Below are 14491 nucleotides of genomic sequence, written 5' to 3'. Positions count from 1 at the left end.
CTCAAACCTCTCCTTTCTTGGAGAGGTTTTCTCTCTGTTTCAAGAGCAGTCTTTATGATATAATGAAAGAAGAAAACTGAAAGGAACTACCATGTCAAAAGAAGTTATTGTTGAAAGTTTTGAACTTGACCACACCATTGTTAAAGCACCTTATGTTCGCTTGATTGGGGAAGAAACGGGGCCAAAGGGAGACATCATCTCCAACTTTGATATTCGCTTGGTACAGCCAAATGAAGACTCTATCCCTACTGCTGGGCTTCACACTATCGAACACCTCTTGGCCAAACTCATCCGTACCCGAATTGACGGCATGATTGACTGTTCACCATTTGGTTGCCGTACAGGCTTCCACATGATTATGTGGGGACGCCATACTAGCGCTGAAATCGCTACTGTCATCAAGGATTCACTAAAGGAAATCGCTGAAACTACTACTTGGGAAGATGTCCCAGGAACAACTATCGAATCTTGCGGAAACTACAAGGACCACAGCCTCTTTTCTGCTAAAGAATGGGCGAAACTCATCCTAGAACAAGGAATTTCAGATGATGCCTTTGAGCGCCATGTCATCTAAACACAAAAAGGAACCAGCTTTTAGCTAGTTCCTTCTTTTTTTATTCTCAAAATCTTAAGTTAGGCTTTTTCACGAATGACCAAAACGCCATCTTCCATATCTGCTTCCAGATGTTTGGCATCTAGATGATCCAAGTGGAAATCTGTTACCTTATCACGAATTTGTTGTTCAACCACACGACGGAGAGGACGAACACCCATGACTTCGTCATAGCCTTCTTCTGTGATAAAGTCCTTTGCCGCTTGGCTGACTTCCAAATCAATGTCTTTCTTAGCCAAGGTTTGGTTAACTTCAGACAACATCAAGTCCACAATCTTAGAAAGGTCTTCCTTATTCAAGTGTGAGAACTCGATAACTGCATTAAAGCGGTTAAGGAATTCTGGACGGAAGAATGGTTTCAAACGCTCCATCAATTCTGGTTTATCCGCATCTTCTGTCAAGTTGGCTTCATAGCCAAATCCAGCATTTGATGTCGCGATAATGACTGTGTTCTTGAAGTTCACTGTATTTCCTTGACCATCAGTCAAACGACCATCATCCAAGACTTGAAGGAGAAGGGTGATTACTTGAGGATCAGCCTTTTCAATTTCGTCCAAGAGAATGATAGAGTATGGATTGCGACGAACACGTTCTGTCAAGGTATTGCTATTGTCATCATAACCCACATAACCTGCTGTTGTACCGATCAATTTAGATACGGCTGTGCGGTCACTGTATTCAGACATATCTAAGCGGATGATCGCATCCTTAGTTCCAAACATATCCAGTGCCAATTGCTTAGCGAGCTCGGTCTTACCAACCCCAGTTGGACCTACAAAGAGGAAGCTACCGATTGGGCGATTGCCTTCATCAAAACCAGCACGGTTACGACGAATAGCACGAGCCACTGCTTCTACTGCCTTATCTTGGCCGATAACCTTGTGTTCCAAACGATGAGCCATATCTTTTAGGCGTTCGATATCAGATGCCCCCATTTGAGAAACTGGGATACCAGTCATACGCTCTACGGACTCGGCCACATCATTGACAGTGGCAGTCACTTTCATGTCTTCTGTGTGGTTTTCGACTTTTTTCTCTAATTCTGCAATGCGAGTTTTAGCATTGAGAGCTGCTTCAAAGTCTTCTGCTTCAACTGCTTTTTCTTGCTTGTCTTTTTCTGCCTCAATCTCCCGTTCAACAGCATGAACATCTGTTACAGGATGTTGAGCTGCCAAGTGAGCTGCCGTTACATCGACAAGGTCGATAGCCTTATCTGGCAAGCTGCGTTGAGGAATGTATTGGATAGAATAATCCACTGCTGCTTTCAAGACTTCGTCTGGCAAGATGACATTGTGGTGTTGTTGATAGAGGTCACGAATTCCTTGAAGAATTTTAAAGGTATCCTCTGCTGAAGGAGCATTGACCTTCACTTCGTTGAAACGACGAGCAAGAGCTGCATTCTTCAAGATAGTGTTACGGTATTCGTCTTGAGTCGTTGCCCCAATAACAGTCAACTCACCACGGGAGAGAGCTGGTTTGAGAATATCCGCAAGACCTTTAGAACCACTTTCACCTCCGATTGAGCCAGCGCCAAGGATTTGGTGAATTTCATCAAAGAAGAGGATAATATTTCCTGCTTCTTTCACCTCGTTGACTAGGTTTTGAACGTTTTCTTCAAAGCTACCACGGTATTGAGTACCAGCCTCAAGACCTGAGATATCAATAGAAATGATTTCCTTGTTCTTGATGGCAGCTGGAACACCTCCATTCACAATAGCTTGTGCCAAGCCTTCGACAACAGCTGTCTTACCAACACCTGCATCTCCGACCAGAACAGGATTATTTTTCGTACGACGTGAGAGGATTTCAGATGTTTCTTGAATTTCCTTGTTTCGTCCGATAACAGGATCCAACTTGCCCTCACGAGCTTCTGCGGTCAAGTTACGACCTAGTTTAGCAAGGACACCGTCTTGTTTCATACCTGAAGCCTGTTGTTGCATTTGCGCATCAGATTCTGCATTTCCTGGTAATTTCCCAGTTGCACGATAGTGAGCAAATTCCTCAGGTGTCACTTCACGTCCATTAATCAAGTAGCGACGGTTTTCAGAACTATATCCTCGCATACCACCCATCAATTGGTTAAATAAATCATCCATGTTGTTAAAGTTATTAAAGTTGTTGTTCATATTCTTTACCTCGTTTATTCTTAATTATATGCGATCTCTGATATTGACTATCTTTGACCTTTGTTTTAAAAATTTTAGACTAGCTAACTAGCTACCCTACGTATAATTTCTGGTTTTTCTTTCTTAAATAAGCCTTTTATCATCTTCTTTTCAAAATCTGTTAGATTTAACATAGGCCTCACCCCTTTCTAGGGTATCTATCATACATTTTCAAGAAATAGGATCATTGAAAATGAAGTTTTCTAAGGAATTCATTTTCCTTATGTTTCTACTATACCACTTTAGTCAGTAAAAGTCAATAACTTTTTGACCAAATTTGACTATTTTTTTAAAAAATTTTTTGAAGTACAAAAAAAGCCCCTAGAAAACGAATTTTCTAGAGACTTTCTCTATCAAGTTTAAGAGAGAAGTATAATTCTCACTTACCAAGTTTTATGTTTCTTCTACGAAAGCTTAAGCTTTACGTTTTACGAAGAATACCAATCCACTCAATGCCAATACTACAAATCCAATTGCTGAGAAGATAGATGTTGCTTCACCTGTGTTTGGAAGTTCAGCTTTACCTTTATTCTCAGTAGCTGGAGGTGCTGGTGTTGGATCTGGTGTTGGTGCTGGATCTGGCGTTGGCGCTGGATCTGGTGTTGGTGCTGGATCCGGTGTTGGTGCTGGATCTGGCGTTGGTGCTGGATCTGGCGTTGGTGCTGGATCTGGCGTTGGTGCTGGATCTGGCGTTGGGTTTGGATCCGGTGTTGGGTTTGGAACAGTGTATTTATTTGTAAATACAACTGCTTTACCATCTGCATATGAGACAGTCGCAGTCAAGAGACCTTGACCATCCGCAACTACAGTGACTGTTACAGTATGCTCAGTCTTATCGTATTCAATACCCTCTTCAGTACCAACTTTTTCAACCAAGGTATAAGTGTGAGTACCTGCTTCTTCGAATGAACGAACAAAGGCTACTTTCCCTTCGGCAGTGTTCTTAGCTTCCGCTACAACTGCACCATTTTCTTTCAATTCGAAAGTATAAGCATCAGTCGCAAGCTCTTTACCTTCAAGTTTCTTAGTTGCTTCAATCGTAGCTTCTACCGCTGGTGCTTTAAAGCTATTCGTGAAGACACTACCTGCTGGGTATTCAACAGTTGCCTTCAAGGCATTTGTTGCTGCATCTTTGGTTACTTTTACCACTGCAGTCTTTTCTGTATCGTAAGTAATACCAGTTGCTCCAGCATTCACTTCTTTTACAGTATAAGTATACTCACCTTCTGCATCATAGTTGATTGCATTAAATGTTACTTTTCCAGCTTGGTTTGTTTTTGTATCAAGTAGTTTTGTACCTTCATACAATTCAAATTGGAATTCACCATCAACCAAAGTACGACCAGTCAATTCTTTCGTAAACTCAAGTGTTGCTGATGTAGCTGTTGGAGCTGGTTCTTTATAAGTGTTAGTGAAGACACGTTCTGCATTCGGATTTTCTACAGTCGCAACCAATTGACCTTGACCGTTATCTGCTACAGTTACTTTAACTGTGTAAGATTCTGTTGAGTATGTCACACCTGCTTCTGTTCCTGATTTCTCAGTAATAGTGTAAGTGTGCTCTCCTGCTTCTGTGTAGTTGACGTTGAAGACAACTTCACCTGAAGCAGCGTTCTTAGCTTCTGCTACAACTGCATCTTTTTCTTTCAATTCGAAAGTATAAGCATCAGCCGCAAGCTCTTTACCATTCAAGACTTTCTTAGCTTTGATTGTCGCGCTTGTTGAAGCTGCTTTATAAGTGTTAGTGAAGACACGTTCTGCAGTCGGATTTTCCACAGTCGCAACCAATTGACCTTGACCGTTATCTGCTACAGTTACTTTAACTGTGTAAGATTCTGTTGAGTAGGTCACACCTGCTTCTGTTCCTGATTTCTCAGTAATAGTGTAAGTGTGCTCTCCTGCTTCTGTGTAGTTGACGTTGAAGACAACTTCGCCTGAAGCAGCGTTCTTAGCTTCTGCTACAACTGCGTCTTTTTCTTTCAATTCGAAAGTATAAGCATCAGCCGCAAGCTCTTTACCATTCAAGACTTTCTTAGCTTTGATTGTCGCGCTTGTTGAAGCTGCTTTATAAGTGTTAGTGAAGACACGTTCTGCATTCGGATTTTCTACAGTCGCAACCAATTGACCTTGACCGTTATCTGCTACAGTTACTTTAACTGTGTAAGATTCTGTTGAGTATGTCACACCTGCTTCTGTTCCTGATTTCTCAGTAATAGTGTAAGTGTGCTCTCCTGCTTCTGTGTAGTTGACGTTGAAGACAACTTCGCCTGAAGCAGCGTTCTTAGCTTCTGCTACAACTGCATCTTTTTCTTTCAATTCGAAAGTATAAGCATCAGCCACAAGCTCTTTACCATTCAAGACTTTCTTAGCTTTGATTGTCGCACTTGTTGAAGCTGCTTTATAAGTGTTAGTGAAGACACGTTCTGCATTCGGATTTTCTACAGTCGCAACCAATTGACCTTGACCGTTATCTGCTACAGTTACTTTAACTGTGTAAGATTCTGTTGAGTATGTCACACCTGCTTCTGTTCCTGATTTCTCAGTAATAGTGTAAGTGTGCTCTCCTGCTTCTGTGTAGTTGACGTTGAAGACAACTTCGCCTGAAGCAGCGTTCTTAGCTTCTGCTACAACTGCATCTTTTTCTTTCAATTCGAAAGTATAAGCATCAGCCACAAGCTCTTTACCATTCAAGACTTTCTTAGCTTTGATTGTCGCACTTGTTGAAGCTGCTTTATAAGTGTTAGTGAAGACACGTTCTGCAGTCGGATTTTCCACAGTCGCAACCAATTGACCTTGACCGTTATCTGCTACAGTTACTTTAACTGTGTAAGATTCTGTTGAGTATGTCACACCTGCTTCTGTTCCTGATTTCTCAGTAATAGTGTAAGTGTGCTCTCCTGCTTCTGTGTAGTTGACGTTGAAGACAACTTCACCTGAAGCAGCGTTCTTAGCTTCTGCTACAACTGCATCTTTTTCTTTCAATTCGAAAGTATAAGCATCAGCCACAAGCTCTTTACCATTCAAGACTTTCTTAGCCTTGATTGTCGCGCTTGTTGAAGCTGCTTTATAAGTGTTAGTGAAGACACGTTCTGCATTCGGATTTTCTACAGTCGCAACCAATTGACCTTGACCGTTATCTGCTACAGTTACTTTAACTGTGTAAGATTCTGTTGAGTATGTCACACCTGCTTCTGTTCCTGATTTCTCAGTAATAGTGTAAGTGTGCTCTCCTGCTTCTGTGTAGTTGACGTTGAAGACAACTTCGCCTGAAGCAGCGTTCTTAGCTTCTGCTACAACTGCATCTTTTTCTTTCAATTCGAAAGTATAAGCATCAGCCACAAGCTCTTTACCATTCAAGACTTTCTTAGCTTTGATTGTCGCACTTGTTGAAGCTGCTTTATAAGTGTTAGTGAAGACACGTTCTGCAGTCGGATTTTCCACAGTCGCAACCAATTGACCTTGACCGTTATCTGCTACAGTTACTTTAACTGTGTAAGATTCTGTTGAGTATGTCACACCTGCTTCTGTTCCTGATTTCTCAGTAATAGTGTAAGTGTGCTCTCCTGCTTCTGTGTAGTTGACGTTGAAGACAACTTCACCTGAAGCAGCGTTCTTAGCTTCTGCTACAACTGCATCTTTTTCTTTCAATTCGAAAGTATAAGCATCAGCCACAAGCTCTTTACCATTCAAGACTTTCTTAGCTTTGATTGTCGCACTTGTTGAAGCTGCTTTATAAGTGTTAGTGAAAGTTGGTTCTGCTGAAGTAACAGAAGCTGTCAATACTCCACCTTGGAATGTTGCTGTTACAGTAACTTCCTTACCTGCTTCATCAAAAGTGATACCATTGATTGCTGCTGAAGTATCTTCTTTGATGACGTAGTGGTAAGTTCCCGCACCTTTTACTTCAATGTTCTCGAAGGTAATCGTTCCATCAGCTTTTGATTTCGCTGTGGCTACTGGAGTCTTCAAGTTCTCTGCTGTATATAGGTTAAAGGTAAACTCATCCGCTTTTGGAAGTTTATCTGTACGACCTTCTACCACTTTCTTAGCTGTTACATTGAACACAGCTGGAACAGGCTCGTCCTTAAGGTTGATCGTAGAACCTGCTGCTCCGAGTTTGACTGTATACTCTTTTTCATCTAGCTTATAGCCAGCTGGAGCAGTCTTCTCTTTGATCTTGAACGTTTTACCTTCCCATTTCTGATCATAAGTTTTAGTAAGCGCTACTCCTTTTTCATTCGTAGTCACTTCTGTTGTTTCACTTGCATCATCTGCTGCTGTCACAGTATAAACTGCTCCTTGAACAGGTGTAAGAGTGAACGCGTCTGTCTTATTAATCTTAATTTGGTAAGCTGTAGATGCTACAATTGTACCAGAAATCAAAGATGTTGCTTCCGCTTTCATGCTAAGCGCACCTGGGCGACTTGTATTTTGTGCAAGTTTTGTTCCGTCCGCAAGAGACAAAGCTATGATATTTGCTACTTTCGTACCATCATTTGGAGTGGTAGTACTATATGTAACGAAGTAAGAAGTCGTTCCATCTTTGATTGTAACATCAAATGATGTATAGTTTGAGTTCCAAGCAACTGTATAGTCAGTGCCTTCTACCATGAGTTCTGCTCCTGGAGGAACAGCAGAAGTACCGCCGTTAATATCAGCCTTGTAAATCTTCAAGCTTTCTGGAATGTATTGAGCTGGTGTGTAGGATGTGTCATCATTTGGAATTGTGTCATGAAGCACAATGTTTTGTCCAAAATCTTGTTTTTCTGTGTTCACACGTACACGCCAGTTTGATTGCTCATTACCTGAGCTTACTGATCCGATAGCTGCTAGTTTTGGAGAGTTCCAGCTTTCACGGGAAGCTTGTCCACCAGCTTTCGCATAGTTCTCAGTACCAACTTTAGGACCTGTGATTGTCTTAGCAGTATACGTATGGTTTACTTCTTGCTTCATAGAAGAAGAATTAAAGCTAATTGGTGTCTTGTTCTGGTCTGTTAGGAAGCGGAATGAAGCCGCAAAGTTACCAGATACATCCTTAACTTTATCTCCACCGGTTGCAGCTAGGTACTTGTCCAAGTTTTTCAAGGTAATTTTTGCTTTACCACCCTTGTCATTACCACTTGATGTTACAACTGCTTCCCCAATCGTTACTTGCGTAGCTGGGTCAACCAACTGTTGAGTGCCGTTGTAGACTGTCATTGGTGCAGGAATGTCGAAAGTGAAATAATCACCATTGTTCAAGTTCTCATTGTATTGTTTGAGATCAAACGTTACACGAAGCTTGTAGGCATTCCCTGTACGAACTGCATAATCTCCCTCAGATGTTACATTCTGTTTCGTATCTGAAGCATCCAACAACTCAACACCTGTAATAACTTGCGTTAATTCCTTTGGCGTTGGGTCATCAGCTTTAACAGTATTTGTTGAAACAGATGTAAGTGTCAAGACAGAAAGAGCTGCAGCTGAAAGTTTTGAAAGCAATTTCAGCATTTTGCTTTTTGCCATGTTTCCCCTCTTTTCTATATTTTATTTTCAATGTTCTTAATCCCTCTCCTGAGAAACGAAGAAGAAATCACAGATTATTTGATATTTAGTAGTTAAAGTCCTCCAAACACTTTAAGTATTAAACATAAATAACCACATACATTCTAGCATTATACTTGTCATTCTGTCAAGTAAAACAAACTCAATTTTAACTATTTTACGAATAAAATAATTTGTGTTAAAAAATAATTTTAATTTTCTAGTTTGATTTCTTGACTCAAACTACTTGATTTGTTAAAATAAAAAGGTTGCAATATATTTTTATATATTATTATAGTTATTTGTAGGAGAAACTAAATATAAATTATTATGAATAATTGCGGCCAAACTACTTAATATATACATTATAAAGGGAATTATAATTTTATGAAAAAGTTACGTAAAGTAAAGAAGCACTGGGTTGCTGTTTCAATCGGAATTGTTACATCAGCCTTATTAGTCAATAACGTAGCCGCTAATGAAGTTGGGGGAGACACTTCAGAAATGCTACGACCGACTACAGTTACATCTTCAACGATTGAAAAAACCAATGAAGACGGAAATACTCCAAATTCTGCTGAGAATGCTAATAATCCTAGTTCAGTGACTGAACAGTCTACTACTCCTTCTTCCAATGTATCCGATAGTGCTAGCACTGTAGCTGAAACTCCTACGAAGCCAGCAGATAGTAAACAAATAGGACGAAGTGGCTTCCGAAGTGTAAGCGCATCCACATCTGCGGAAAAAAATAAAAGTCAGCCAAAAGACTCTATACCGACTGAGCCCGCTGAATCTATCGAATCCGCTCTAAAACCAGAAGTAAAAGCTGACGAGGAAGCAATCAAAGCAAAAGCCATTCCTGAAATACCAAAAGAAAACCAATCAAAGAAAATTCAAGATGCCATCACAGAAGATGTAAGAACCGTTGTTTCAAAACCAACTGTTGAAGGTATTGAGTATGATGTTCACTATGATCATAAAAACAAATGGTACTATGTCAATGCTACTGATTTTGGTTTGAATGTAGCTGATAACCAAGATGATACTCTCGCTGTTAATAAAGCACTAAAAGCAGCAAATGAAATTGTAATGGCTGATCCAGATGGTACACAACATACTGGTGTTGCCGTCAAACTTTCTGGAATTGTCAATGTGGCTCGTGATAAAGGCGAAATTGATCACTATAAAATTTTAACATACGGATCAGGTGTTCCTATGCCTATACAAAAAGGACGAATTGATGGTGTTCAGAATCTTTCGCATGTTACGAAAGAAGAATATGAAAATCTTCGTGTAGACTCGGATGGACTTGTTCGTTATGTTAGTTCTAACGGAGAAAACCTTACAGGAATAGCACTGCCTATCTATCGCAAAAGCGAAAGTGGCTCCTTTGATCAAATTAAAATCGGTTCAGAGCACTCAAATGTAACCGGTCTCTTTGGAGACGGTCCAGGAACAACCGTATTAAAAACAAATTTAGTTCAGCTAGGAAATCCTTGGGATAGCAACGAGAATGATACTGACAATCGCGACCATGCTGTTTTGCTAGTTGAAAATCAAAATGGATTCCTTGTGAAAGATTTATCTGTTTCTATCCAAAACTTAAAAGAAGCTTTTGGAGAACAACATGATGGCTTCTACGTCAAAGGAATGCCCTACTATGGAAAAGTCGATGGCGTCCTTATCAATGATTCTGATAATGTAACTGTTGAGAACGTTGAAGCGAGTGGAGCTAACAAAGCTGGTATCCGCTTCGGGTCGTCATATAACAGTGTCTCAAATATCTCTCTTCCTGGTTGGGGCCGTCCTCGCTCTGTGAGTAATTTGATTGCTGGAAAAGCTCCTGGTTATACTTTCAGTAGTCTAAACTTAGGTGAAAACAATAAAGTATTAAACAGTAATACTCACAATAACCGAGTGGCTGGAGTTCAATTCTCTTACCAAACCAATATCCTTATTGAAGGAACAACCACTTCTGAAAATGGACACAAATTAAACGGAAGTACAGGTTATGGTTTCGCTTCAGAGGCTGGATCCTACAATAATGGAATAGTTTTCCGAAACAATACGAGTACCTATAACTATCGTAAAGGTTTAGATATTCACGACGGTGACCGAATTTTAATCGAAAACAACATTTCATACGGAGATCGCTTGTTAGGTATCTCTGTATACAACCGAAACTTTAAAATGGAAAATGTTGTCATTCGAAACAACGTTGTCACACAAGATAAAACAAATCGTCTAGTACGAGATGACTTGAAAGTTGACGGAAAATTTACACATGGTCATGATTACCTCCAGTATGAAGCGATTCATTTGCAAACGAATGAAAAATCTCAGGACTTGAGTGCAGACGGAGCCGTAGGTTATTTTGAAATTAGTAATAACCGCATTCAAGATTTGGATTCATCAGGTAGAACCGCTACAAACCAAGACTACAATACAAATGCTATCTTGGTTCGTATGCAAGAGCCTTATCTAAACTATGTACTGAATATAAAAAACAATCAAATCACTGGACACTCAGCAAACGATTTGATTAAGATGATTAACTCTTCTAATGACAATATTAGGGGAACCGCTACATTATCTGATACAAGTAAATTTGCAAACGGATTGGGATATGGTTCTGGTTCCATCAACATTAGTAATAATAAAGTCGAGCTTGAAGAACTTTACGGTGATCCAAATAAAGATTTATCTGCTATTACAATCGCTGAATCGACTAGTAATTTTAATGTCGCAGATAAAACAATTCGATCTAACCAAGATAAGTTCCGTGGGTCTGTTGTTTTCCAAAACAATGACATTAAAGTCAAAAAAACTTTCATGAGTACTAGACCTGGCATCATCGGAAAACAAAAGACAATGCCTATCATTTCTATTACAACAAATGCAGAGGGCGTTCTTTTTAAAGACAATAATCTTGACTTTGGGGAAATCACACAATCTTTAGCTAAGAATGCTGCAACACAAACGCCGTTAATTAGTTTAAATGGAAATAATGGTACTTTGGTGCAACCTGGACTTGGCTTTGGTATTAATACAACTCGAACTCCAAGCAACCTTCCAAATACACTTAGTCGAACTCAACCATTAGCTTTTATTGGAAACGATATTAAAATTTCTAATATTAGTTATGCTAACAATGTTGATTTGCCAATCCGTGTATTAGAAACCAATCACCTAGTTCGATATACTGAAAACAATACCTTCACTTCCGAATCAGAAATCACAGCTTCTACTACCGATACGAAAACCGATCCACTTGGCAATGCGATCTATAAGCCTGCAACCGAACGCCTTATTCCTAACAAGGAAAAGAATAGCACTCAATTCAATATGGGAGTTAGTCGTTTTTCAACAAGTTCCCCTAGTTTAATCAACAGTTCAGAAGAGACTGTTCCATATGAGACAATCTACGTGAACGATAAAACTATTGCAGCTGGAACTAGCATTGAGAAAACTCCTGGTGTAGCTGGAACGAAAACTGTAAATACCTATGCGACTGGTGTCGATAACTCTGCTTATGAGAAATCAAGTGGAACCGATATCCTAAACTATGGTCTCAGATACTTCTATGCAACAACAAATATTCGAGAAGCTACTGATAATGATCGCATTCCTGGCTTGCTTCGAGCAGACTATACAACCACAGATGGCAAAATTATGACAGCCACTAAAACGTATAGTTACACTGACACTAAAAACCAAACTCAAACAACTGAGATGGCCTATCGCTATGAAAATCTTCCAATTGGTTTGAAGAACGATACGCAATATACATTTACTGATGAAAATGTAACTACGGCACCGCAAAATCGTATTGTCCATGTAGGTACACGAACTTCCAAAGCTATTGGAGCATTTGATCAGTTTGATGTCGATTTCGAAACAGAATATGTAAACGATGATACTATTCTAGTTGGTGATTCTGTCATCAAAACTCCTGGTGTCAAAGGAATCCGTACTGTTTCTTATCGAGAAATCCGTGATAATGATACAAATGATCTAATTTCAAGAGAACAAGTTTCTGATAGTATCACTACTAAACCTATTAAGCAAATCGTACTTGTGGGAACAAAACCACTTACTAGAACTGCTCAAAGAACTGAGAAACAGGATATTGACTTTGATATCGTTAAAGTGCCTTCTGACAAGCTATTTGTTGGAGAAGAAGAAATTCAGATTCCTGGTGTTAAAGGTACTAGAACTATTGTTCACGAAGATACTATTGACAACCGAAACAATACTGTGATCTCGTCTCGTGTTATCTCTGACGAACAAACCGAACCTGTCAAACAGATCGTACTTGTGGGAACAAAACCACTTACTGTAACTGCTCAAAGAACTGAGAAACAGGATATTGACTTTGATATCGTTAAAGTTCCTTCTGATAAGCTATTTGTTGGGGAAGAAGAGATTCAAACCCCTGGTGTTAAAGGTACTAGAACTATTGTTCACGAAGATACTATTGACAACCGAAACAATACTGTGATCTCGTCTCGCGTCATCTCTGATGAACAAACTGAGCCTGTCAAACAGATCGTACTTGTGGGAACAAAACCACTCACTGTAACCGCTCAAAGAACTGAGAAACAGGATATTGACTTTGATATCGTTAAAGTTCCTTCTGATAAGCTATTTGTTGGGGAAGAAGAGATTCAAACCCCTGGTGTTAAAGGTACTAGAACTATTGTTCACGAAGATACTATTGACAACCGAAACAATACTGTGATCTCGTCTCGCGTCATCTCTGATGAACAAACTGAGCCTGTCAAACAGATCGTACTTGTGGGAACAAAACCACTCACTGTAACCGCTCAAAGAACTGAGACACAAGATATTGACTTTGATATCGTTAAAGTGCCTTCTGACAAGCTATTCGTTGGAGAAGAAGAGATTCAAACCCCTGGTGTTAAAGGTACTAGAACTATTGTTCACGAAGATACTATTGACAACCGAAACAATACTGTGATCTCGTCTCGCGTCATCTCTGATGAACAAACTGAGCCTGTCAAACAGATCGTACTTGTGGGAACAAAACCACTCACTGTAACCGCTCAAAGAACTGAGAAACAGGATATTGACTTTGATATCGTTAAAGTTCCTTCTGATAAGCTATTTGTTGGGGAAGAAGAGATTCAAACCCCTGGTGTTAAAGGTACTAGAACTATTGTTCACGAAGATACTATTGACAACCGAAACAATACTGTGATCTCGTCTCGCGTCATCTCTGATGAACAAACTGAGCCTGTCAAACAGATCGTACTTGTGGGAACAAAACCACTCACTGTAACCGCTCAAAGAACTGAGACACAAGATATTGACTTTGATATCGTTAAAGTGCCTTCTGACAAGCTATTCGTTGGAGAAGAAGAGATTCAAACCCCTGGTGTTAAAGGTACTAGAACTATTGTTCACGAAGATACTATTGACAACCGAAACAATACTGTGATCTCGTCTCGTGTTGTCTCTGACAAACAAACTGAGCCTGTCAAACAGATTGTACTTGTGGGAACAAAACCACTTACTAGAACTGTTCAGAGAACTATTGAACTTTCTATTCCTTATGGTATTCAATCCATTTATGATGATAAATTGCCTAGTGGAACACAAATGATTGTTGCCCCAGGTAAAGCTGGCCTTCGTACAATCATTATCGAAGAAGTTTTTGATGATAAAGGGCAGATTATTTCTAGCAACATTCTGTCTTCTACAGTTACAATTACACCTACTGATGAAATTGTAAGAATAGGAACAGCTGCTACTACTGCAACCACTCCAAATAATACTGACCAATTAAGTCAAGATAGTCAACAAAACCATGCAAATACTGAGCAATCTACTGTTGATAATACCAAAGTATTACCAAATACAGGAACAGAAAACAATCACTCTGCAGCAGTGACTGGTGCTCTAGCTCTATTTGCAGCCTTAGGTCTTACACTATTCAAACGTAAAGAAGATAACGACTAAAGTATATGTCATTTACTCTTCAAGCTAGATAGTATATTTTAAAAAAGGATTGAAGTCTATATTTTGTAGAATTCAATCCTTTTTAGTCAATTCTATGACACCTGCAGTAAGGCAGAAAAAGCCATATTTTATATAGAAGTAATTTGTCTCTTCTCTCTGAGAGTATAAACTATAATATTCCTTGATTTAAAATTATCAAAACCTCAGT

The 14491-nt window shown here is 39.5% G+C and carries 4 protein-coding genes; 2 read left to right on the top strand and 2 right to left on the bottom strand.

The features are described from left to right. Positions 1-91: 91 nt before the first annotated feature. Positions 92-574 carry an S-ribosylhomocysteine lyase gene (locus tag BWR56_RS01495; RefSeq protein ID WP_000032545.1) on the top strand — a complete coding sequence of 161 codons (483 nt, stop codon included), beginning with the start codon at positions 92-94 and terminating at the stop codon, positions 572-574. A 59-nt stretch (positions 575-633) separates the two neighbouring features. Here the strand turns inward: BWR56_RS01495 and BWR56_RS01490 are convergent, their stop codons facing one another. Both BWR56_RS01490 and BWR56_RS01485 read right to left on the bottom strand, forming a co-directional pair. Beyond that, a complete protein-coding gene (locus tag BWR56_RS01490; protein WP_049504893.1) occupies positions 634-2739 on the bottom strand; it encodes an AAA family ATPase in 2106 nt (701 codons plus the stop codon). A gap of 453 nt (positions 2740-3192) precedes the next feature. Continuing rightward, positions 3193-8283 carry a Spy0128 family protein gene (locus BWR56_RS01485; RefSeq protein WP_076984308.1) on the bottom strand — a complete coding sequence of 1697 codons (5091 nt, stop codon included), beginning with the start codon at positions 8281-8283 and terminating at the stop codon, positions 3193-3195. 405 nt (positions 8284-8688) lie between these two features. On the opposite strand from BWR56_RS01485, the gene BWR56_RS01480 reads away from it, so the two are divergent. Beyond that, positions 8689-14283, top strand: a complete 5595-nt coding sequence (locus tag BWR56_RS01480) for a G5 domain-containing protein (protein WP_076984307.1) — start codon at positions 8689-8691, stop codon at positions 14281-14283. The last annotated feature ends 208 nt before the right edge of the window (positions 14284-14491 follow it).

It is taken from the genome of Streptococcus oralis, assembly GCF_001983955.1.
GTDB lineage: Bacteria > Bacillota > Bacilli > Lactobacillales > Streptococcaceae > Streptococcus > Streptococcus jiangnanensis.
The sequence above is the reverse complement of the archived record's forward strand: the minus strand, read 5'-3'. Positions and strand labels throughout refer to the sequence as shown.